Annotated in this window: 17 protein-coding genes and 1 pseudogene; 5 read left to right on the forward strand and 13 right to left on the reverse strand. The window is 68.1% G+C overall.

The window, feature by feature from the left end:
- The first annotated feature begins 115 nt into the window (after window positions 1-115).
- A complete protein-coding gene (locus BM150_RS19425; RefSeq protein WP_092928749.1) occupies window positions 116-802 on the forward strand; it encodes an SDR family oxidoreductase in 687 nt (228 codons plus the stop codon).
- A gap of 107 nt (window positions 803-909) precedes the next feature.
- Here the strand turns inward: BM150_RS19425 and BM150_RS19430 are convergent, their stop codons facing one another.
- The 13 genes and pseudogenes from BM150_RS19430 to BM150_RS19490 form a co-directional block, all read right to left on the reverse strand.
- Window positions 910-2241, reverse strand: coding sequence for an amidohydrolase family protein (locus BM150_RS19430; protein WP_175496919.1), 1332 nt, complete (start codon window positions 2239-2241; stop codon window positions 910-912).
- A 120-nt stretch (window positions 2242-2361) separates the two neighbouring features.
- A complete protein-coding gene (locus BM150_RS23850) occupies window positions 2362-3045 on the reverse strand; it encodes an HAAS signaling domain-containing protein (protein WP_139219590.1) in 684 nt (227 codons plus the stop codon).
- Window positions 3042-4378, reverse strand: a pseudogene (locus tag BM150_RS19440) (RNA-guided endonuclease InsQ/TnpB family protein). The gene BM150_RS23850 and the pseudogene BM150_RS19440 overlap by 4 nt, the downstream one beginning before the upstream one ends.
- Before the next feature lie 587 nt (window positions 4379-4965).
- Window positions 4966-5625, reverse strand: coding sequence for a response regulator (locus BM150_RS19445; RefSeq protein WP_092928752.1), 660 nt, complete (start codon window positions 5623-5625; stop codon window positions 4966-4968).
- Entirely contained in the window at window positions 5622-7445 is a 1824-nt protein-coding gene (locus BM150_RS19450; RefSeq protein ID WP_217641762.1) for a histidine kinase, read from the reverse strand. The genes BM150_RS19445 and BM150_RS19450 overlap by 4 nt, the downstream gene beginning before the upstream one ends.
- A 683-nt stretch (window positions 7446-8128) precedes the next feature.
- Window positions 8129-8842 carry a tRNA (guanosine(46)-N7)-methyltransferase TrmB gene (gene trmB, locus BM150_RS19455; protein WP_092928753.1) on the reverse strand — a complete coding sequence of 238 codons (714 nt, stop codon included), beginning with the start codon at window positions 8840-8842 and terminating at the stop codon, window positions 8129-8131.
- A gap of 238 nt (window positions 8843-9080) precedes the next feature.
- A complete protein-coding gene (locus tag BM150_RS19460) occupies window positions 9081-9734 on the reverse strand; it encodes a hypothetical protein (protein ID WP_245755615.1) in 654 nt (217 codons plus the stop codon).
- Between the two features lie 755 nt (window positions 9735-10489).
- On the reverse strand, window positions 10490-11239 hold the full coding sequence (locus tag BM150_RS19465; protein ID WP_092928754.1) for a hypothetical protein: 750 nt from the start codon (window positions 11237-11239) through the stop codon (window positions 10490-10492).
- 300 nt (window positions 11240-11539) lie between these two features.
- Window positions 11540-12508: an ABC transporter ATP-binding protein gene (locus tag BM150_RS19470; RefSeq protein WP_092928863.1), complete on the reverse strand. Its 969-nt coding sequence runs from the start codon at window positions 12506-12508 to the stop codon at window positions 11540-11542.
- Window positions 12509-12754: 246 nt separating this feature from the next.
- Window positions 12755-13564 (reverse strand): HAD family hydrolase, encoded by an 810-nt coding sequence (locus BM150_RS19475; protein ID WP_092928755.1) that lies wholly within the window; start codon window positions 13562-13564, stop codon window positions 12755-12757.
- A gap of 125 nt (window positions 13565-13689) precedes the next feature.
- The gene (locus BM150_RS19480) at window positions 13690-14940 is read right to left on the reverse strand and encodes an NAD(P)/FAD-dependent oxidoreductase (protein WP_092928756.1); all 1251 of its coding nucleotides are present in this window, start codon (window positions 14938-14940) and stop codon (window positions 13690-13692) included.
- A 142-nt stretch (window positions 14941-15082) separates the two neighbouring features.
- A complete protein-coding gene (locus tag BM150_RS19485; protein ID WP_092928757.1) occupies window positions 15083-15739 on the reverse strand; it encodes a response regulator in 657 nt (218 codons plus the stop codon).
- A gap of 172 nt (window positions 15740-15911) precedes the next feature.
- Window positions 15912-17111 carry a sensor histidine kinase gene (locus BM150_RS19490; RefSeq protein ID WP_245755616.1) on the reverse strand — a complete coding sequence of 400 codons (1200 nt, stop codon included), beginning with the start codon at window positions 17109-17111 and terminating at the stop codon, window positions 15912-15914.
- A 110-nt stretch (window positions 17112-17221) separates the two neighbouring features.
- Here BM150_RS19490 and BM150_RS19495 point away from each other — a divergent pair, with 110 nt between their 5' ends.
- From BM150_RS19495 to BM150_RS19510, 4 genes are all read left to right on the forward strand, one after another.
- Window positions 17222-18787, forward strand: coding sequence for a dynamin family protein (locus BM150_RS19495; RefSeq protein ID WP_217641764.1), 1566 nt, complete (start codon window positions 17222-17224; stop codon window positions 18785-18787).
- A 228-nt stretch (window positions 18788-19015) separates the two neighbouring features.
- A complete protein-coding gene (gene grpE, locus BM150_RS19500) occupies window positions 19016-19399 on the forward strand; it encodes a nucleotide exchange factor GrpE (RefSeq protein ID WP_092928864.1) in 384 nt (127 codons plus the stop codon).
- Window positions 19396-21276 (forward strand): dynamin family protein, encoded by a 1881-nt coding sequence (locus tag BM150_RS19505; RefSeq protein WP_092928760.1) that lies wholly within the window; start codon window positions 19396-19398, stop codon window positions 21274-21276. Before grpE ends, BM150_RS19505 begins: the two co-directional genes overlap by 4 nt.
- Window positions 21277-22052: 776 nt before the next feature.
- Window positions 22053-23618 (forward strand): pyridoxal phosphate-dependent decarboxylase family protein, encoded by a 1566-nt coding sequence (locus BM150_RS19510; protein ID WP_281243732.1) that lies wholly within the window; start codon window positions 22053-22055, stop codon window positions 23616-23618.
- Window positions 23619-23659: the final 41 nt, after the last annotated feature.

The raw sequence follows: 23659 nt of genomic DNA on the forward strand, positions 1-23659 counted from the left end.
GCGCGAGTCAGGGAGCGGGAATGTGACAACCGCCCGGTCGTGTCGGGCCGAGAATTCCCCCGACACGACCGGGGCGTACGGCGTCCACCGTGGTGGCGGCGCTACCGTAATCGAGATGACTTCACGACCGACCGCACTGATCACGGGCGCTTCACGAGGTGTGGGAGCCGCGGTGGCACACCGGCTCTCCGAAACACACGACGTCCTGCTCGGTGGCCGCGACGAGGAAACCCTGCGAAAGCTCGCCGCGGAGCTGCCCGGCGCCAGCCCCTGGCCCGCCGAACTCACCGACTACGAGGGGATAGCGGCCGCGGCGGCCGGGATCGGGGAACTCGACGTGCTGGTGCACAGTGCGGGCATGATCGAGCTCGGTTCGGTCTCCGACACCGGGGTCGACTCGTGGCGACGCACCTTCGAGCTCAACCTGTTCGCCGTAACCGAGCTGACCAGGACACTGCTGCCGGCGCTGCGGGCTTCCGCCGGACACGTGGTGCTGATCAACTCCGGCGCGGGCATGGCCGCCAAACCGAACTGGGGCTCCTACGCCGCCAGCAAGTTCGCGCTGCGCGCCTACGCGGACGTGCTGCGCGGCGAAGAGGCCACCAACGGAATCCGGGTGACCTCGGTGTTCCCCGGACGTGTCGCCACCGACATGCAGCGCGAGGTGCGCGAGTCCGAGGGCGGGGACTTCGAACCGGAGCGCTATCTGCGGCCGGAGTCGGTCGCCGACACGGTGGTCTCCAGCGTTCGGGCCGGATCGGACGCGCACATGACGGAGATAGTGCTGCGGCCGGACGGCTGACCGGCCCGAGTGCCCGGCGGATTCGGCCGGTGGCGAGTACCGGCACGACGGAACCGAAGATCAGCGCTGTGAAGCGCCGCATCCGGGCGGGAGTCAACCGGGTGTGCTCAGCTCTCGATTCGACGTGCCGCCGCACGTGCGGACTGCAACACCGAGTCCCGTTCCACCCGAGTGGGTTCCCCAGCACGCAGCACGTGCTCACCGGCCACCCAGACATCGCGCACGCGGTCGGCTCCCGCCGCCCACACCAGATTGGACAGGATGCGTTCGTCCGTGGTGTCGGCACCGCGCACGAAAGCCGGGGTGTCCAGGTCCAGCTGGACGACATCGGCCCAACGGCCGCGTTCCAGCACCCCGATGTCGGTACGGTGCAGGGCCTGGGCACCGCCCCTGGTGGCGGCGAGCAGCAGGTCCGCCGCACCGACCGCGTTGGCATCGCCCTCCCGCAGCCGGGCGAGCATACCGGCGAGCTGGACCTCCTCCCGGAGATCGACGTCGTCGTTGCTGGACGGGCCGTCGGTGCCGAGCCCGACCGGGACCCCGGCCCGCAGCAGATCGACGAACCGGGCCGTGCCGGAGGCGAGTTTCGCGTTGGAACCGGGGCAGTGGGCCACGCCCGCGCCGTGCTCGGCGAGGGTGGCGATGTCGGTGTCGTCGAGATGCACCCCGTGGGCGGCCAGGAAACGCCCATCCAGCACCCCGAGCTCGGCGAGCATGCGCGGCACGGAACCGTGGGCACGTCGCTGTTCGACGTCCTCGTCTGCGGCTTCGGCCACGTGGGTGTGCACCAGCGCGCCGCGTTCGCGTGCCTGTTCGCCGATCAGCCGCAGGGCCTCCGGTGGGAGGGTGTAGGCGGAGTGCGGACCGTAGGCGAGCTCCACGCGCTCGCCCGGACCGAAGCGCAGCCCGTCACTGTCGATCCAGCGGCTGACCCCGTCCATCATGCCCTGCCAACCACCCAGGTCACCGAGATCAGGAGTGTCGATCACGGCGGAGGCGATCACCGCGCGCGACCCCACTTCGAGCACCGCCTCGGCGACGGCTTCCGGCGCGAAGTACATCTCCGCGCTGGTGGTCACTCCCGCGCTGAGCATCTCCAGGCTGCCGAGCCGCATGCCGTCCCTGATGTCCGAGGCCCGCAGTCGGGACTCGGCCGGCCAGACCGCTTCCCGCAACCAGCGGAGCAGCGGCAGCTCACCTCCGATGCCCCGCAACAGGGTCATGGGCGTGTGCGCGTGGGAGTTGACCATTCCCGGCAGCAACAGCCCGGGACAGTCCTGCACCACGGTGTTCGGGTCCGGTTCGGGAGCCGAGACACGCGGACCGCAATAGCCCAGCCTGCCCTGCTCGTCGATATCCACGACAGCGTCGCGCGAGACCGAACAGGTCTCGTCGCAGGGAAGCATCAGCGGGGCGCGCAGGCGTCGAGCGATCGGCATGACCGCATTGTCCAACCGGCGAACTACGGGCCGGAAGCTGCCCGGCACGCAGGCCGATCGAGTTGACGGCCCCGGCTCCGGATCGCACACCACCTTCGTCACGAACGTTGTCCCACGCGGTCAAAAAGCCATCCAACTGTTGAACAGCGCGAAGGCGACGAGAAATCCACCGATAACGGTGTTTCCGAGCACCGTAGCGAGCACGGGACGACCGAGCGAGGTTCGGTCGTCACCGCCGGGATCGATGATCGGACCGGATCGAGGCAGCCCCAGCAGAAATACAACCATACTGCCCACAATGAGTACCAATCCCACCGAAGCGGCCACAGGAAACGGAACCGCGAATCCCGTGCCCCAGGAGTAATGCGGCTGCAGTATCGTGGCTACAGCCAACAGTGCGGGAAAGATCAACGGCGCACCGCGAGGGTCTCGACGATACGCAAGAGCCAGCAGCGATGCGCTGATCACACAAGCCCCCACCGGAAGAAGAAAGGCCCAGCCGAGCTGGAGAACACTTCCGCCAACGGCACGATGGAGCGCTCCCAACACGAGGAAAACACCCAGCAGAAAGCCGAGAAAAGAGCCGAAACAGCGCCCATAGGAAGGCAGTGGAATCAGGCGTTCATCGGAAGAGCACATTACAGCATACTTCCGCGGATCCCCGAATGTTTCACGTGGATCCTCAGCCGTGTCCTCGATATGGGTCTCGATCTCGGCAACCAACTCTCCGATTCTCTTCCCCTTGACACGTAGCTCGCGAGCAGCGGATGAGAATTCCCGGAGATAGCTGTCCGGTTCGATCATTCCCCGCTCTCCGCCGTAGCTTCGTCGAGAAGTACTGTGGTGCGATTCTTGACTTCCTCCCTGCCCTGGGGGGCGGGGATTCCCATCGGGCTCGCGCCCGATAGTTCCTGCTTCACAGCCGACTGCCGAAGGGAGGAGACCCTTGCGGACTCACACCGGCTCCACAGGCTTCGCCGGACTATGGCCCGGCTACCGCTCGACCAGCGGCAAGGATGTTCTTCGCGGCGTTGTGGTCCCGGTCGTGCCGGGTGCCGCAGTCGGGGCACGTCCATGCCCGCGTGGAGAGTGTCAAGCTCGGCAGCAGGTGTCCGCACGCGGAGCACGTCTTGGACGACGGGTACCACCGGTCCACGACGGCCAGGGTCTTGCCCGCGCGGGTGGTCTTGTATTCCAGCTGGCGCCGGAACTCGCCCAGCGCGGCGTCCATGACGGCGCGGTTGAGCCCGGCTTTCGCGCGGACGTTGCGGCCCGGCCGCTCGGTGGTGCCCTTCGCGCTGCTGGTCATGCCGGACACGTTGAGGTCTTCGATCGCGATGACATCGGCACGTCGCACGAGGTTCGTGGTGGTGCGGTGCAGGAAATCGGCGCGGGCGTGACGGACCTTCCGGTGCGCCCGCGCCACCTTGCGCTTGGCTTTGCGCCGGTTCGCGGAACCTTTCTGTGTGCGGGCCATCTGTCGTTGGTAGCGGGCGAGGGTGCGTTCCTTGCGGTCCAGATACTTCGGGTTGGCGACGGTCTCGCCAGTGGACAGCGTCGCGAAGTCCTTCACGCCCAGGTCGACGCCGAGGGCCTCGCCCGTGCGCGCGGCAGGTTCGGGATCGTCGGTGTCGACGGCGAACGTCACGTACCAGCGCCCGTCCTGCTCGCGAGAGACCACCACCATCGTCGGGTTGAGGTTCGCGAGGGTGTCGTCATCCCAGGACCACACGAAGTTCAGCGGCGCCGACTGCTTGGCCAGCGTCAGGTGCCCGTCGCGGAGTGCGAACGCGGAGCGGGTGTAGTGCGCCGACTGTTTGCCGTTGCGGTTTTTGAACCTCGGGTACTTGGCGCGTCCGGCGAAGAAGTTCGCGAATGCGGTGTGCTGATGCCGCAGGGTCTGTTGCAGCGGCACGCTGGAGACCTCGGACAGGAACCCCAGGTCCTCAGTCTTCTTCCACCGCGACAGGGCGGCGTCGGTCTCGGTGTAGGACGTTTTCGTGCCCTCGGTGTGGTAGGCGCGGTGCCGCTGGTCGAGGGTCTTGTTCCACACGAGGCGTACGCACCCGAACGTGCGACCCAACTGGGCCGCCTGGTCCGAGTCCGGGTAGGCCCGGCACTTGTACGCCGTCCGCATACCGATCATTTTACACAACTAGCGATCATGAGTAAGCATGTGGGTGCGTGGTCACCCAACAGCACTCGGGATCGCTTTCCTCTCCGGCCTGAAGGCCGGAGCTTCCAGCGATTGGAGCCTGGTGAAACATCACCAGCCCAGCGGCGAGCATGCCGCACGACAGTGCCGCACAGATCAGTCCCTCACGGAGTCTTCGCGCGGCGACCGAGAACTCACGGACCCGCGCTCCGGAGGTGGGCTCCTTCCCGGCGGAACGTCGCGGCAGCGGTGGGCTCCCGCCTTCGCGGGACTGGTCTCGCGGTCGCGACGGGACCAGTGATCGCAGCGGAGCCAGCGGACGCAGCAGGGCTCGGGATCGCAGCAGGGCTCGGGGTTGCACGTGTCGCGTCATGACTCCAGCATGCGCGCCGTTCGGGGCGTTCACCTCGGCAGTTCGGCCAGAAACGGTCCGCCGAACGGCCGGTGCTCGCACACTTCCCGTACGATCCCCGCCGCCACTCCCATGGCGGACCGGGAACACCGTGACGAGCCGGATTCGGCCCCACTCCCCGCCCCACTCCCCGGCCGTGGCCGGAACGCGAGCCCGGTCAGCCGTTCATCAGCCCAGTGCGCCACGCCCAGGCCGCGATCTCCACCCGGTTGCGCGCTCCGATCTTGCCCTGCACCGAGGCAAGGTGGGACTTCACGGTGGACAGCGACATGTAGAGCTCGGCACTCACCTCGGTGTTGGTCAGTCCGCGGGCCACCGCGCGGACCACGTCGTGTTCCCTGCCGGTCAGCTCCTCCCGGGGCCTGTCCTCCGCGCGGTCACGGTGCGAGCCGGACTCGTGGAAGTGCCTGAGCAACCGCACGGTGATCTGCGGCGAGACCAGGGCGTCACCGCGTGCGGCGGCGTGCACCGCCTCCACCAGCAGTGCCGGCCCGGCGTCCTTGAGCAGGAAACCGCTGGCACCGTTGTTGAGCGCGGTGGCGACGTACTCGTCGAGGTCGAAGGTCGTCACCACGACGACCCTGATGGGGTCGTCGGTCGCCTCGCCCGCGAGCAGGCCGGTGGCCTCCAGACCGTCGATGCCCGGCATCCGGATGTCCATCAGGCAGACGTCCGGGCGCAGTTCACGTGCGAGCCGAACGGCTTCGTGACCGTTGCCCGCGTCACCGACCACCCGGATGTCGTCCTCGCTGTCCAGGATCATCCGGAATCCGGCTCGGACCATTTCCTGGTCGTCGGCGATCAGTACCCGGATCATGCCCGCTTTTCCTCCGTATCCGTCAACGGCAGCCGAGCCTCGACTCGCCAGCCGCGACCCCGACCCGGTCCCGCGCTCAACCGACCACCGAGCAGTTCGATTCGCTCCCGCATACCGACCAAACCGTATCCACCGGAACCGCCCGGCGGCTGCCCGCTGGGAACTGTTCCGTCATCGGTGATCTCGACCAGCAGCTGCTCGTTCGCGGTGTTGACCGAAATCGTGACGAGGTCGGCGTCGAGAGCGTGCTTCTCGGCGTTGGTGATCGCCTCCTGGACGAGTCGCAGCGCCGAACGTCCCACCTCCTGCGGCACGTCCCTCGTCAACCGCACGTCCAGCTCGATTCGCTTCCCCGAAGCGTCGCGCGTGCTGTGCTCGACCAGCTTCCGCAGGTCGGCTTCCAGATCGGCGGTGGGCTCCGTCTCCAGCGCGGAGAACGAGTCGTTCTCGGTGTCGCGCATGCTGCCGACGAGCCGTCGCATGGCCGTGAGGGCCTCGGTACCGCTGGACGAGATCCGCTCCAACGCCTCGCCCGCGGCTCTCGGGTTCTTCTCGGCGACCTTGAGAGCGGCCTGTGCCTGCACCACTATCCCGGTGACGTGATGCGCGACCACGTCGTGCAGTTCACGGGCCAAGGCCATCCGCTCGTCCTGCTGCGCCCCCTTCACCGCCGCACGAACCGCGCGGGCCCGATCCTCGTCGCGGGCGCGGAAGTACATCCCGATGCCGACCGCCAGCACCAGCAGAACGGCCCCCAGGAACAGCAGGCCCAGTAATTGGGAAAGCGGCTCACTGTACTCCGTCCAGGGGGTGAGAACCGCACCGAACACGCCCGAGACCGTGAGGGCACCGGTGGCCACGGTGGCCTCCCGTGAGGAGGCCAACCGGACCGCGAAGGCCACGAGCAGCATCCCGGCGGCGACGACCGACGCCGGGAGCGCACCCACGCCGGGGAATCCGGTTATGACGATCTGCAGACCCACCACGTCGAACAGCCAGCCCAGCACCGTGGTGAGCACGACGGTCAACGCCCCGAACAGCGCTGCCTGCACCGGACGGAGCGGGGCGAACACCGCGAGCACCGACATGAGCACGGAGCTGACCGTCAGCATCACGGAACCGGAGGTCATGAAGGCGAAGTTGGTCCCGGCCACCTGCATGAACAGCAGAACGGAGAGCACGGCGATGATCGGCCACTGCTCACGCAACAGTTCGACGATCGGGGTCCGGGCGACCCGGTGTTCGCCGCTGTCCCGCAGATACACGCCGGTGCCCACCGCGAGCGCCAGCTGCAGGAATCCGAGCTCCAGACTCCTGCTCATCGGGACGATCATCGACGAACCGTCCCGCAGGAACAAGGCTGCCAGGCAGGATCCCACCAGAGCGGCGGTCACCAGGGCCGCCCTGTCCCGGGGCAGGGCGCGGAACGCGTAGACCACGAGCAGCAGGCCCGCGACGTTCTCGGTGATCGAGACGTGCGCGAGCAGTCCGGGGCCCGGTTCGAACCCCGGGGCCCAGGAGAGCACCACCCCGAGCAACAACGTGCACGCGCCGAGCAGACCGCACCTGACCGGATACCACCGCGCGGCCAGCGCGAGCAGCATCATCACCGTGATCAGCGGGATGCGTCCCAGCTCCGGAAAACCCGCATCCAACGTGTGGGCCAGCTCGCCGAGCCAGGTCAGCAGCAACAGGGCCGCGAAGATCCACTGCTCCCGAAGCGCACCCACCGTGCGCCGCGACAGGATTCGGACCGACCACCGTCCCGGCTGCTCGGGACTGGGCCGAGTGGTGGATGAGCGACCGGACCAAGGCAGCACACCCGAACCCTAACCGGCACGAGCGCCCGTGCCCCTTGGCCGATCGGTCGGCGGGAAATAACCACATGGCCGATACAACACGTGACGAACGACAGTCACGCTCGGTGACGCAAGGCAGTAATCGGCGGTCGTCCCCAACGGCTCGCGTGACGGCTCACCTGCCGTCACCGACCCACCCCCACTACCGGAACGGGTTCGGTGCGGGGCACGACCGGCGACACGAAAGGAGCGACACAGTGATCACCACGTTATCCGTCATCGGGACGGTGCTGGCACTGGCTGTACTGGTGCTGATGGCGCTCAGCGCGACGTTGCCCGACATCTGGGAGGTGTTCCACCACGGACGCTGACCGGTGATCGGTTGTGACCGCCGAACGACAGGTCGATTTCACATCCGGCGCGGTCGAAGACGACCAAGAGTACAGGTGTGCGAGGTACGCATTCGGGCTCACACGCCCGGTTCGGTGAACCGCCTACCGTCGCCACGACTGTCGAAACGGGATCGCGCCGGTCAACCTCGAGCGAGGTGCCGAGGTTACCCCCTCACCGTCACTTTCCTGCCGTGTTGCCCAAAGACCCTGCTGTGCCGCCGAACGACCCTGCCGTACTGCCGATCGACGTAGCCCGTTGCCGCCCTGGTTCCGCTGAACGAGCGACCCACCAACCCGGCGGGAAAACTTCGATCAGACACGCTCGAAGATCAGATCGTGCACTTCACGCCCCTCGGAATGAGCGCGGTTCTCGAACTTGGTCACCGGTCGCCACTCCGGCCGAGGCGCCCATCCACCCGGAAAGTCCGCCCAGCGGTTCCGCAGGCTCGGTTCCGCCGTGCAGACCTCCATCATCTGCTCGGCGTAGCTCTCCCAGTCGGTAGCCAGGTGCAGCACGCCACCGGGACGTAACCGCGAGGCGACCAGCGCCACGAAACCGGGTTGGACCAGCCGTCGCTTGTGATGGCGTTTCTTGGGCCACGGGTCCGGGAAGAAGACGCGCACCTCGCTCAACGTGTCCGCCGAGAAGTGTTCCCGCAGCAGTACCGTCGCGTCACCACGCAGCAACCGGAGATTGTCGATGCCGAGGTTCTCGGCACGTGCCAGCAACTGGGCCAGCCCGGGCTTGTAGACCTCGACGGCCAGGTGGTCGTGCTCCGGCTGGGCCGCGGCCAGCTGTGCCGTCGTCTCCCCCATGCCGGAACCGACCTCCAGCACCAGCGGCGCGGCTCGACCGAACCAATCGGTGGTGTCGAGCGGTCCCTCGGGCAGTTCGGAGATGTCGTGGCCGAACTCGTCCCAGTACCGATCCCACGCACGCTGCTGCCCGGTCGTCATCCGCTCGCCGCGCTGCACGTAACTGACGACCGTGCGGCGGTGTGGAATCTGCTGGTCGGAAGCACTCACGTCGAGTCAGTATCGCAAATCGGGTCGCGGAGCCGGGAGAGGCCACCACAGCGGGGCTCGGCCCCGGTTCGTCAGAGCCTCGACACCGTCGGGGTACCCACGAGGTGCCCCTCTCGGGGGTGCGATCACGTGGGGGTCGTTCGGTACTCACGGGTGGTCGTTCGGCGCCGGAGAGTCATCTCCGACAACCGAACCGAGCCACGCTGCGAAGTACTACCGACAGATCACCACGACCACATCACCACGACTCGATTCGAGGCAGAATCGCGGCCAGCTCGCTGACCCCCGGTGCGGGCACCCGTGGTGTGGCCGACCCGTCCGTCTGGGCGGGCACGATGTTGATCCATCCCGGATGCTGATCGGTCAGCGTGACCGTGGTCGGTACCGACATCGGCGGACGATCGGAAGGACCGTACTCCCAGTAACCGATCTCACCCGCCGTGGACCAGGGCACGAACACCCAGCCGGGACGAGCGATCAACAGCGCGTGGAGGTCGTCCTCGAACCGGAACGCCTCGGCGCGGGTGCCGATCTCGCCCCGGTGCAACGCGTGCAGCCACCAGGGCGCCGGAAGGCGCCCCTCGGGTCCACCGAGTCTGCGGAACAGATCCAGCACCTGGTCCTGCGGAGCGGTGTGCACCCATCCGGTACGAACCGACTCAGGGGACCCCGCCTCGCCCTCGGGCTGGTTCGACTCGGTTGCCAGCGACCACTCCAACCTGGGAATGGGAATCAGTCGTACGTCCTCGTTCTCTCCGGCTGCTTCGGCGTCCCCTGTGACTCCGGTGTCCCCTGCGACTCCGGTGTTGCCTGCGACTTCGGTGTTCCAGGCATCCTCCGCGACCTCGGCGGATTTTTGATTGAGCGACGAAAACTCACTCGACAGAACCACTGCTTCACCCTCCTCCGCGTAAGCCGCGAGCGGATTCGGGTAGGCGACTCGCGGCCTTACCCCCAGGGATGCGCTCCGGAAGCATTGGGATCCGGAGCTACACCTCTTACCTTACGGGTTACCACAGACACGGTGGGTTTATGCAACATTCCGGAGAATGTGCGACCCCTCACACCGTCCAGCGAGAACGCATACCCCGCAGCGCAATCAGCCGTTCGACCGAACTGAACGACACAGACGGATCATGTGATCACAATCACCGCGACGGCCACTGTGGGCCGTCATCGACCGGCTCCGTCGCGATGGGACACCGCGCCGATCACGCGGGTTCTCCCGTGTCGCGCTCTCGCGAGGAGCCCCCCGACGTTGTGCGTTACCTACCCGATGTCGGGCCGCCCGGAGCGAGAGCCGGCGGAAGTTTCCACCGAGTGAGCGGCTCGACAAGCCGACCGGAAAACATCGATGAGGCCCGAAAAATACAGGGCCAGGGCCATCCCCCGAATGACAGCCCTGGCCCTCCCCCGTCCCGACCACAGGCACCCCCGAGCGCCCGTTCAGTCGGTTTCCGGTTGTGCGTGACCACCCGGGAGCGCACAACGAGGCACCCGGCGGTCCGCTCGATCTCACAACCAGCGGTAAGTTCGATTTCTCTTGATCTTATCGGTAGAGGTGAGCAGTATCTCCCCCGGGCTCGATAACGACGTGCGGCACCGCACAGCCGCTACCGAACCGGATTCGGTTACCGGCCGACGACCTCAGGCGTCGCGCTTGCGGACCGTGATCAGCGCGACGACCAGCAGCGCCACCCCGACGGCGAGGAAGTAGACCAACGAGGCCCACGGTCCGATCGGCGCTTCGGGCATCTGGGAAGTCATCGGCGTCTGCGGACCACCGCCCTGCAGGAACCGGTTGGCCGCGGCGAAGGGCATCCAGTCGAAGATGTCGTCGCCCACCCTCGGCAGCAGCCCGACCAACGACTCGACCAGCAGTGCCCACACGATCACCAGCGAGATCGCCCCGGCGCTCTGCCGCACCAGCATGCCCACCGCGAGGGCGTACAGCGCGGCACCGGCGTAGACCAGGCCGAGTCCGGCCACGTTGCGCCACTCGTGGCCCGCGTCCAGCACGAGCGCCTCGCCGCCCGTGATCAGGTAGCTGACGCCCCAGGCCAGGAAAGCCGCGATCTCACCGATCACGAAGGCCAGCGCCGCCACCACGGTGCTCTTGGCCAGCATGACCGCCGTCCGGTTCGGCACGGCCTGGAAGGTGGCCCGGATGGTGCCGAAGCGGTACTCGGTGGTCACGGCCAGCGCGGCCAGCACCATGAACACCATCATGCCCAGTTGGCCGCCCGACTGGGTGGCGCCGACGACAGTGAACTCCGCGGGCGCCGTGGCCGCGTACAGCACACCGAGCCCTACGGTCAGCAGCAGGGCTGCGAACATGCACCACCACGGGGAACGGGTGGTGAACAGCTTCATGCGTTCGATTGCCAGCAATGTCATTTCGAATATCCCGATGCTCGTGACCGGCGAAGCCGCTCCGCGCGGCGTCGCCGAATGCTCGTGGCTGTCTGTCGTTTCGAACGGGGGTGTGCGAACACGACTCCGCCGGGTGTCCGGGAGATTCGGGCGGCCCGAGAAGTCGGGGCCGGGTCGATGTCCCACGCGGCGGGACCGCGTGCTCCCCCAGTACCGGGACAACCACGGGCAGCGTCCTCGACACCCGCTGCGGGGCTACCGCGAAGGACTGCCGTGTCTCCCCCGTTCGATATCTACTGTTCGATACCTACTGGTCGTGCGGGGTCACTTCTCCGCCGCGACCGGCGCCTCGCCCGGGGAGCCGGAAGCCTCCTCACCGGACTTCCCGGTGCTGAACTCCACTTCCTGCCCGGTGATCTGCATGAACGCCTCCTCGAGCGAAGCACGCTGCGCGGTGAGTTCGTGCAGTACGCAGTCGTACTTGGCGGCCAGCTCACCGACCTGCTCGATCGCGCCGTCGGGCACCAGCAGGGTGTCCCGCTCCTGCTGGTTCTCGCGGGTGACGGAGAACCCGTTCGAGGTGAGGACCTCGCCGAGCTGATCGGCCTGCGGGCTGCGGACCTTCACCGAGGTGCTGCTGGAGCTCTCCACGAACTCCTGGGTGCTGCACTGCGCGATGAGCTTGCCGCGTCCCACGACGACCAGTTCCTCGGCCGTCTGGGCCATCTCGGAAAGCAGGTGGCTGGAGACCAGCACGGTGCGCCCCTCGGCCGCCAGGCGCTGCATGAACCGCCTGATCCAGTGGATGCCCTCCGGATCGAGCCCGTTGACCGGCTCGTCGAACATCAGGATCTTGGGGTCGCCGAGCAGCGCGGTGGCGATACCGAGCCGCTGGGACATTCCGAGCGAGAAGCCGCCCGCCCGACGTCGAGCCACCTCCGAGAGCCCGACGATGTCGAGCACCTCGTCCACCCGCTTGGTGGGGATGCCGTTGGACCTGGCCATCCACTTGAGGTGCGCGTAGGCGGACCGGTTCGGGTGAACCCACTTGGCGTCGACCAACGCCCCCAGTGTGCGCAGCGGGTTCTTGAGCTCGGTGTAGTGCTTGCCGTCGATGAGGACCTTGCCCGCCGTGGGTCGGTCCAGACCGAGCATCATGCGCATCGTGGTGGACTTGCCCGCCCCGTTCGGCCCGAGAAACCCGGTGACCTTGCCGGGCTTGACGGTGAACGAGAGATCGTCGACCGCCAGCTTGGAGCCGTAGCGTTTGGTGAGGCCCACAGCCTCGATCATCGTCACTCCTGTGGATTCCGGTGACAGGCCGGAAATGTGATCCGACCTCATGTCACCTACCAGCCTGCCCGACGAGCGGTCGTCATCGCGTCCACCCGGGGTATAGAACCGAATCCACTTCAGGTCGTAGTGTCCCCGGATTCCCCTGAACCACCTTCCCGGAGATCGTTCTCAGGGGTGAAATCGCTCACCCGAGCAGGCAGAACGCTGGTACGAACCCGCCACGGAAGTAAGCACGGGACACGCTCAGTAGGAGTTGAACCAGCGTTCGAGAGCGGGCACCAGTCCGTCGTCGGTCACCGGACTCGTCACCTCGGCGGCAGTGAGCCGCACGGTCGCGGGCGCCTGCCCCATCGCCACCGAGTGGTGTGCCCATTCCAGCATCTGGAGGTCGTTGTCACCGTCCCCGGCCGCGAAGGTGCCGTCCGGGGACACCCCGAGCTCCAGCCGGAGTTTCTCCAGGGCCGCCGCCTTGCTCACCCCCGCGGGGACGACGGTCACCCACGGGTCGTAGTGGTCGATCGTGTAGGTGCACCCGGGCAGTTCGACACCTTCGAGACGCCCCCACACCTCAGCCGGATCACGGTTCGCCCAGTTCACGATGAAGCGGGGCACCGGATGCCCGAGCAGCTCGGCAGGCCCGACGTGCCACTGCGGCCCGTGCAGCTCCTCCGGCGTGAACGGGGCGGTCACCATGCTGCCGACACCGACCCGTTCGGCGGCGAACAGCGAACCGGGCAGCAGCGGGGAGAGCCGGGTGTGCACGGGCCGCGGATCGAAGGTCTCCACCGAGACGGCTTCCCGCGCGGCCACATCGACCCGGACGGCCCCGTTGGAGCACAGCGCCACCCCGTCGGTGACGCCGAGCTCGTCGAGCACCGGCAACGTACCGAGCATGCTGCGACCGGTGGCGATGACCAGGTGGCTCCCCGAGGAAGCGACCCGCCGCACCGCCCGACGCACCGGGTCGGACAGCAGCTGCGTCTCGGGATCCACCATCGTGCCGTCCACGTCGAGGGCGACAAGACTCGGTTTCCAGCTGGATCTCGTGGTCACAACAGCAGCCTATCCGTTCGGCCCGGTGGCGGGGGGCGGTCGCGAGTCGAATAACACTACGCGAGCGCTGCTCGGGGCGAAACCCGTGGCACGCGCCGCACCCGTGTCACGCGTTGCCGAGGCTGTCACGCACTACCGACAGGGCGTTTTCGCAGCGCGTCGACGTCGTGCAACGGGTAGGTGGTGTCGGCCAGTCGCTCGGGCACCACCGAGGCACCGGAGTGGATCAGCTCGCGGATCGATTCGGCCATCCCGAAGACGTTGACGTTCATGGCGGCGAGCACCCGTTCCGCGCTGTCGAGCCAGCAGGCGACGAACCGCCGGTCGGCCAGTGAGCCACGCACCACCACCCGCTCCTCGACGTCACCGGGCACGAAACCGTGGTACTCCATACCCAGGTCGTACTGGTCGGTGAAGAAGTAGGGCAGCTCGGTGTAGGAGGCCGAGTGCCCCAACATGGTCGCCGCCGCCACGGCGGGTTGTTTCAGCGCGTTGGCCCAGTGCTCCACCCGGAGCCCGCCGAACGCCGGATGCCGCACCTCGGCGATGTCACCCACCGCGAGAATGTCCGGATCGCTGGTGGTCAGGCCGGTGTCGACCAGCACCCCGTTGTCGATGTCCAGCCCGGCGGTCTCGGCCAGGGTGAGTTCCGGTCGGGCCCCCACCGCGAGCAGCACGGCATCGGCGGGCAGCTCGGATCCGTCGGTGAGCCGCACTCCGGTGACGCCGGACGGAGCCATGATCTCGGAGACGTGGGAGGAAAGGTGCAGCGTGACGCCGTGCTCGCGGTGCAGGTCGGCGAAGAACTCACCCATCCGCGGCCCGAGCGCGGCCAGCAGGGGCTGGCGTGCCGCTTCGACGACGTGAACCTCCACCCCGTAACCCCGGGCCACGGCGGCCACCTCCAGACCGATCCACCCCGCACCCACGATCACCAGCCGCCCCACACGCCGTAGCGCGGTGGCGAGCCGATCGGCGTCGCCCAGTCTGCGCAGGCAGTGCACACCGCGGGAATCAGCCCCGGGCAGCGGCAACCTGCGCGGACGGGAACCGGTGGCGAGCACGAGCTTGTCGTAGCCCAACCGGGTGGAATCGGCCAGCTCGACCTCGTGACTGCCGGGGTGCAGCCCGGTCGCCCGGGTGCCCAGCCGCAGCTCGACGTCGTTCCGGACGTACCACTCCCTGGGGTGAACGGTGAAGTCGGCCACCTCGGTCCTGCCCGCCAGGTAGTCCTTGGAGAGCGGCGGACGCTCGTAGGGCGGTGCCTCCTCTTCACAGATCAACTCGATACGGCCGGGGAACTCCCGCTCCCGCAGCGCCTCCACGGTTTTCGCGCCTGCCAGGCCACCACCGACCACGACGAATGTCTCGGACATGAGAACTCCCTCCCACCAGGGCGGTTAGGGGGAAGGGTAGGCACTGGAAGTCGAGCTCGCTCACCGAACGGCACGCCGTGCACGGATGGTGAACACCGAGCGGTGCCACCCCCGGGCATCGTCGGTGGGGAAGCGCCGGGAATCACTCCGTGCCGGGGCGGATGAGTCCCGTCTCGTAGGCGAGCACCACGGCCTGCACCCGGTCGCGCAGCTCGAGTTTGGCCAGGATACGACCGATGTGGGTCTTGACGGTGGCCTCGGAGAGGTAGAGGCGTTCGGCGATCTCGCCGTTGGACAGTCCACGCGCCATGTTGATCAGCACTTCGCGCTCGCGCCCGGTCAGCGACTCCAGTACGGAATCGTCGCGCAGCTTCGCCTCGCCCGTGCCGATGAAACGGTCGAGCAGCCTGCGCGTCACGCTCGGCGAGACGACCGCGTCGCCCTCGTCGACCGAACGCACCGCCGAGACCAGATCCGCCGGAGGCGTGTCCTTGAGCAGGAACCCGCTCGCCCCGGCACGCAGCGCGGACAGCGCGTAGTCGTCCAGGTCGAAGGTGGTCATCACGAGCACCTTGGCGAGCTCCTCGCCCACGATCAGCTCGGTGGCGCGCACCCCGTCCATACCGGGCATGCGGACGTCCATGAGCACCACGTCGGGAGCGAGCTCCCGGGATCGTTCGACCGCCGCGGCACCGTCGTCGGCCTCGGCCACCACCTCCACGTCGTCCTGGGCGTCCAGCACCATGCGCAGCCCCACCCGCATGAGTTCCTGGTCGTCGACGAGCACCACCCGAACCATGCGGATCAGCCTATAGCAGAATTCTCCGGCTCGGTTTCCGTCGTGCTCGGTCGGCGGCACCTCCCGCCGGCCACGTAGCCGACCGCGGCAGTGCTCGTTCGGCGCTCCTCGCGTCGGAGGGGCGGCGATTTCGCGAGAAATCGACGCCGCCAACGCGGAAGCCGAACCCGAGTCAGCTCGCGGTCGCGGACTCCCCAGCCAGCAAGAGCTCCGCGCGCACCCGCCAGCCGCCCTCCTCCGCCGGTCCCGCCTCCAGGCTCCCGCCGTAGATGGCCGCACGTTCGCGCATCCCGATGACACCGTTGCCGCCCGGCACCGCCTCCGGCGCGAGCACTCCCCTGGCCCCGTTGTCGGTGACTTCGATCCGCACCCGCTCGCCGTCGTTGCGCAGCAGCACGGCGGCCGTGGCGTGCCATCCCGCGTGCTTGAGCACGTTGGTCAGCGACTCCTGCACTATGCGATAGATCCCCAGCCCCTGTCCGGTGGGGATCCGGTCGAGATCACCCTCGACCCGGAACGTCACCGGCAGCCCCAGACCACGCACCCGTTCCACCAGTTCGTACACCCCGCCGACACCGGGCTGCGGGTCGCGTCGGGCGCTGTCGTCGGCCTCGGTCCGGTTCCGCAGCACGTGCAGCAGGCTGCGCAACTCGACGAGTGCCTCCCTGCCGGTGTCCCCGATCGTGTGCAGCGCCCGGACGGCGTTGTCCGGGGCGTCGCGGACGATGTACGCCGCGCCGTCGGCATGGGTGACCATCACGTTCACCGAGTGGGCCAGCACGTCGTGCAGCTCCCTGGCGATGCGGTTGCGTTCCTCGGCCACCGCGATCCTGGCCTGCTGGTCGCGCTCGAACTCCAGACCGCGCAGCCGGCTCTCCATCGCCTCCTGGTAGGCCCGGCGGGCCCCGAAGTACTCGCCGAGCACCCAGCAGAATCCGAGCACGAGCACCAGTTGCACGGCGAACAGCGCCCACGGGGGTGTGACACCGGGCGTCGGATAGGTCGACAGCAGCCAGACCGCGAGTACCGCGCCCACGTAACCGCCCCCCGCCCTCCTGCCGACATAGGCGACGAGGGTGTAGACCATGATCAGCACTGCCAGGAAACCCGGCCGCAAGAGGGGTGGGTGCGGACCGAACAGCTGGAAGAGCAGACCGAGTAGCACGGCACAGGCCGTCACGCCGGGCAGGTTCCGCCGGAACGCGAGTGGGAGCACCAGCAGCGCGCCCGCCAGGACGCTCCAGAACCCGATCAGATGCTCGGCACCCCGGGTTATCACCACACCGGCGACCTCGGCCAACAGCAGCAATACCATGATCGAGACATCGCCCACGCTCGGATGCGCACGCATCCACAGACTGAGTCGCCGCACGTCCGCCGATGCTATGCCAGGTGAGTCGGCGATCGCCTCATTCCGGGGTCGAAATCGAGGTCATACTTGAGAGGCAGAGGGTCGACAGCGCCTCGCCCGGAAGGAGCCCGTTGACTACGCAGCGAACCCGCGGGCCGTTGTCGGACGCGGTGGCGCGACTGTGCGCCGACCTGCGCGGCAGGGTCGGCACGGACACCGCGAACGGATTGCACGAGGTGCTGCTCCGGCTCGGGGAACCGTTGCAGCTGGCGGTGGTGGGCAGGATCAAGTCAGGCAAGTCCACGCTGGTCAACGCCCTGATCGGACGCAACGTGGCGCCCACCGACGTCGGCGAGTGCACGCGGGTGGTGACCCGCTTCCGGTACGGCACGGTGGACCGGGTCGAGGTGATCCTGCGCGACGGTGGCAAGCGGTCCCTGCCGTTCAGCCCCGACGGGGCGATCCCGGCCGATCTGGGGGTGGAGCGGGAACACGTCTCGCACCTGGAGGCCTACCTGACCAACGAGGTGCTGCGCGATCTGACGGTGATCGACACTCCGGGACTGGGGTCGACCGACGACTCCTCCGTCGCACGCACCGAGGCGGTGCTGGGCGAATCCGGAACAACGGGGACAGGGGCGGCGGAGCCGGACGGACGTGCCGAGGTACTGGACCCGGTGTCGCGGAGCGCGGTGGCCGGGGCGGAGGCCGTGCTCTACGTCGTCACGCAGTCGGTGCGGGCAGACGACCAGCGGGCGTTGAGCTCGTTCGGCGCCGCGACCGGCAACCGCCCGGCGGGTCCGGCGAACGCGTTGGCCGTGCTGAACAAGGCGGACACGGTGGAGCCGGAATCGGTGCGCGACAGCGACGGCAGCGTGTGGCACGCGGCGAGCCTGCTGGCGGAGAGGCAGGCCCGGCAGCTCGGACCGCGGGTGACCGACGTGCTCCCGGTGGTCGGGTTGCTCGCGGAGACCGCCGAAACGGGGATGTTCACCGCTTCCGACGCCGAGGCACTGCACCGGCTGGCCGGGCTGGACGAGGCGACCAGGGAAACCCTGTTGATCTCCGCGGATCTGTTCACCGGGTGGGAGTGCGAGGTGCCGACGGGTACCCGGGCCCGCCTGCTGGAGCTGCTCGATCTGTACGGCATCGGACGTGCCCTGGATGCCATAGCCGCCGACCCCGCCATCACGGCGGGCGGACTGCGCCGGGTGCTGCACGAGTCCTCCGGCCTGTACGAGGTCTCACGCAGGTTGAACGCGGTCTTCCGCGCCCGGGCCGACGGCATCAAGGCGGCGGCGGGGCTGGCATCGATGACGGCGGTGGCGCAGCGGAGTCGGGACCCGGCGGAACGCGGGCGGATACAGGACGGGATCGAAGCCCTGCTGGCACGGCCCGACGCGCACCAGCTGCGGCTGCTGGAGGCGTTGACGTTGGTCTCCTCGGGTGAGGTCACGCTGCCGAGCGATCTGCTCGACGAGGTGCTGCGGCTGGGGGCCTCGAACAACCCGTCCGAGCGACTGGGGATGCTCGGGGGAACCCCGGACCGGATGATCGAGTACGCGATGGAGCGCGCCAACTGGTGGCGCTCGTTCGCGTCGCTGGGCTCCACCCCGGCGCAGAGCCGGGTGGCTCACGTGGTGCACCGTGCCTACTTCCTGCTGTGGCAGCGACTGCGCGGCGGGACACGCGGGTGACCGGACTCTTCGGACGTGCTGAGCAGTGCTCGGCTGTTCGCCGAGCTCTCCCGCCCGTGCCGCGAGGTCGACACGCCCTTACCCGCCAACGGAGCGTGAGAATTCCTCGCGCGAGTGGAACCGAACGCCTGGCCGCCGCGTCCAATGCGGCGGCAGCAGGGGCTCGGTATCGCGTCCCTCGGCCGAGACCTGGGGTTGGGCAAGCCGCGACAGAGTTCGGAAACGCTGATGGCCACTTTGAGCAACGAATCGCTCGTCGACCCGCTGGACCAGGCGCTGGCGGAACGGGAAAAGCTGATCGAACTGTGCATGTACGCCTTCGATCGGACGCGCAGCGCGGGCGTCACCGAACGGCTGACGGAGGGCATGAGCACTGTCGGCGTAACCGCGTTACGTCCCGACGGAGAGCGGTTCGATCCGACCAGGCACGAGGCCGGGGGCACGGCCGCCACCGGCGATCGATCGCTGGACGGTGTCATCGCGGAGACCGAGGTTCTCGGGTTCTCCGACCGGGGACGGATGCTGCGGGCACCCGTCGTGGTGGTCTACCGGTCGCACACCGCGAGCTCCGGTGCGGAGCCGACGTCCTCCGGTGAGTCCAGCGCGTCATGAGCACGAACTCTCCGCTCTCGAACCTGCCTGGTGCCGACGCGGCGGCGGCCTCGCAGCTGCCCACACAGGTGAAGCAGACCCGGGAGAACCTGACCGCGCTGGTGCGGGAGGTCGACACCGAGGCCGCCGAGTGGATCGAGCGCATCAGGAACTCGCGCACCGCCGTTCCCGGTGTGGTGGTGGTCGGCGAGACGAATCGGGGAAAGAGTTCACTGGTAAACGCCCTGCTGGACAGCCAGGATCTGTCCCCTGTGGATGCCGATGTGGCCACGTCCACCTATCTGTGGTTCCAGCACGGCACCGAGTGGGCCGGTTACGCGTGCTACCCCGGCGAGCAGGAACCGGCACGTTTCGACATCGACGAGCTGGGCGCCTGGTCCTCGGGAGCGGGCGAACTCCCGGCGGGTGAGCTGCCACCGAGATACATCAGGGTCGACGCTCCGCTGGAACCGCTGCGAGAACTCACGCTGGTTGACACACCGGGAGTGGGCGGGCTGCAGGCAGTGCACGGCGAGCTGGCGGCCGAAGCCGCCGCTTCCGCGACCGCGCTGCTGTTCGTGGCGGACGCCTCGGCTCCGTTCGGTCGCGGCGAGCTGGACTTCCTGCACAGCGTGAGCAATCGTGTGGAAACCGTGCTGTTCGTGCTGACCAAGACGGATCGGCACCGGGGCTGGCGCAGGGTGCTGGAGGAGAACCGGCAGCTGCTGGCCACGCACGCCCCGCGATTCGCCGAGGTGCCGATATATCCGGTCTCGGCCCGGATGGCCGAACTCGCCGCACGTGCTTCCGAGCCGGAGAGCGCGGCGATGCTGCGGGAACGCTCCGGTGTGGACGAGCTGCGTTCCGCACTGCGGCAACTGGTCGCCGGTCACTCCGCGATGCTCGGCGAAGCCAACACCATGCGCGGGATGTCCACGGTGCTCACCGAGATCATCTCCGGCCTGGAGGGTGAGAAACGGGCGCTCACCGCCGGGGAGAAGGAGGTGGAGTCGCTGCGCACCAGGCGGGAGGAGCTCGCGACGGCACGTCGCTCATCCACCCGGGGTTGGCAGGTCAAGCTGCGCGGGCGGATCCAGCGCACCCGCGTGGAGACCAGTCACGAGGTCACCGACCGGGTACGTGAGGTGCAGAACTGGTTCCGCCGCGAGATCGAGACCGCCGACCGGGACAAGCTGGCCCTGCTGCCCGGACAGGTGGACTCGGCGCTGCAGCTGGTCTCGACGCGGGTGGCCACCCTGCTGTCGGGCCGCCTGGACGAGGTGGCCCGTGATTCGCTGGCAGAACTGTTCGGCGAGGCGGAGCTGAAGGTGATCCGTGCCCAGTTCGCGCGCGGCAACCGCTCCCCGGTGGCGCTGCGTCCGCCGGAGAGCAGGCCACCCACCGCCGAGGACAAACTGCTGGTCTTCATGGGCGTTTCCGGCGGGCTGGGAATCGGCCGCGCCGCGGCGATGCCACTGGCCGGTCTCGGGGTCGGAGCGCTGAATCCGGTGGTGCTGCCGGTGACGATCGTGCTGGGACTCGGGGCAGGCTGGTGGATGGCCCGCACCCGCAAGCACGCGGCCGACAAGCAGCACATGAAGCAGTGGCTCAGCGACGCGATCTCCGAAGCGCGCTCGGCACTGGACCAACTGGTCTCCGAGCAGCTCATCGAGGCGGAACAGCAGTTGTCGCTCGCGCTCGACGAGGCGCTGAGCAAGCGGATGGAATCGATCGAGAGCGAACTCCGCGAGATCGACCAGGCGCTGAAGCTGGACTCGGCGGAGCGCAACCGGCAGTTGCAGCTGGTCAACCGCAGGTTGGAGGAGGCGGTTTCCGGCAGGGACAACGTGGAGCGGTTGCTGGAACGGATACGCGGACTTCGCGACCGCTCCGGGTGAATTCGGGAGTACCCGTCCGGGGTGCCGAAGGGGCTCACTCAGCGGAACCTCTGGCACGGCTCTCGCCGCGGGCGCCCCGACATCGAGTAGTTACTACGCCACGTCGGGGCCGTCCTCGCGAGAGCCGCACCGGAGACCCCGCGGCGGTGCGAGCCGCGGGGGTGGTCGGGGTTCGGCCTGTGTAGGTGGTGGGAGTGCGGCTTGCGTGGTGGGAGCCCCTGGAACACACCCGGGGAATCGACGCCCACACCGGTGACACCGGCGCCGTGTCGCTCGTGGTCACTTCCCGACAGCGGTCCCGAGCCCGGCGATTTCGCGAGAAATCGACAGACACGGGGCACCCCGCAGCACCGGCCCGGCGATTTCGCGAGAAATCGACGCCGCAGTCACGGCGGTTCGAGCACGGCTGAGCGGCTACAGGGGACCCGACGCGCGACTCCTCTTCCCACTTCCGCTTCCCACTCTCCGGGAGAGCGACCGGCCGCGTCGGGTATTCACTTCCGGGTAATCGCCGGTGAACCGCGCCGCGACAACGACACCGCCACTCGACGACACCGCCACTCGACCGATCGTCCGACGTGAACGGACTCACGCCACAGCGAGCGCGATATAGGTTAGCCTAAGTTCACAGAAAATTAGGCTAACCTAATTCCACACGGTCGCGACGCGCCGGACACGGTGGCTGACCTCGCAACGAGGAACTCGAAGCCGCGATGCGGCGCACGACCCCGACAGACCATCCGGCATCGCACACCCCGCACCGAGGAGGACGGTTCGTGAGTTTCCTCGTACCACCGGCCGAGCAGACCGCTGCGACATCGGCACAGTCCGTCGACCCCAAGTCGTACCTGCTGGACGAACACAACACCGAGCAGTACCGCGATTCGGTGACCGAAGGGGTACAGCGGGTGATCGGCGAACTCCTGGACCCGGGCCACCAGCCCACCACCGGAGTCACCCCCGATCAGCTCGGACCGGTCATCGGCGGAATCGACCTGGACGAACCGTTGCCGGACACCAAGAGCGCGCTCGACGAGCTGGAACGGGTCTACCTGCACGATGCCGTCTACTTCCAGCACCCGCGCTACCTGGCCCACCTCAACTGCCCGATCGTCATTCCCGCCCTGCTCGGCGAAGCGATCGGCTCGGCGATCAACTCCTCACTGGACACCTGGGACCAGAGCGCGGGCGGCACGCTCATCGAGCGGCGGCTGATCGACTGGACCACGGCCCGCATCGGCTTCGGTTCGACCGCGGACGGGATATTCACCAGCGGCGGCACCCAGTCCAACCTGCAGGGACTGTTCGTCGCCCGGGAGCAGGCACTGCAACGACACGCGGCGGAGAGCGGAACCGGGGATCCGGAGACCGACCGCGCCGAACAGCTGTCGCGACTGCGCGTCCTCGCCTCGGCCGACAGTCACTTCAGCGTCGTCAAAGCGGCGAAACTGCTGGGCATGGGTGCTGATTCGGTGCTGACCGTGCCCACCGACGAGCACCGGCGCATGCGGACCGACGAGCTGCACGAGCGGCTGCGGAGCTGCCACGAGGCGGGACTGACCACGATGGCCGTGGTGGCCACGGCGGGCACCACCGACTTCGGCAGCATCGACCCGCTCTCCGAGATCGCGGCGCTGTGCGAGCGGTTCGGGGTGTGGCTGCACGTGGACGCGGCATACGGCTGCGGTCTGCTGGTCTCGCGGGAGAGCGCCCGGTTGGACGGGATCGAGCGCGCCGACTCGGTGATCGTGGACTACCACAAGTCGTTCTTCCAGCCGGTGAGTTCCAGCGCGGTACTCGTGCGGGACGGCTCCGTGCTGCGGCACGCCACCTACCACGCGGACTACCTGAACCCGGAGCGCCACGTGGCCGAGCGGGTTCCGAACCAGGTGGACAAGAGCATCCAGACCACCAGGCGGTTCGACGCGCTCAAACTGTGGCTGACCCTGCGGATCATGGGGCCGGACGCGCTCGGACGGCTCTTCGACGACGTGCTGGACCTGGCCGAGCGCACCTGGGAGATGCTGCGGGCCGATCCGCGCTTCGAAGTGGTCAACCGTCCCGAGCTGAGCGCCCTGGTGTTCCGCTACGTACCCGCCGCGGACGCGGACGGACAGCTCTGCGACCGGGTCAACCTGCACGCGCGCGACGCGCTGTACCGCTCGGGTGCCGCGATGGTGGCCGAGACGGTCGTCGACGGGAACACCTACCTGAAGTTCACCCTGCTCAACCCGCGCACCACGCTGCGGGACATCGCCGAGGTGTGCGAGCTCATCGTCGAACACGGCAACCGGTACCTGACCGGCACGCCCGAGGCGGAGTCCGAACGCCGTGCGAGCTGACCGACCACGCAAGACCACCGTCATCGATTCCGTGCCCCCGA

Origin of the sequence: Actinopolyspora alba, from assembly GCF_900112765.1 — a bacterium.
Classification (GTDB): domain Bacteria; phylum Actinomycetota; class Actinomycetes; order Mycobacteriales; family Pseudonocardiaceae; genus Actinopolyspora; species Actinopolyspora alba.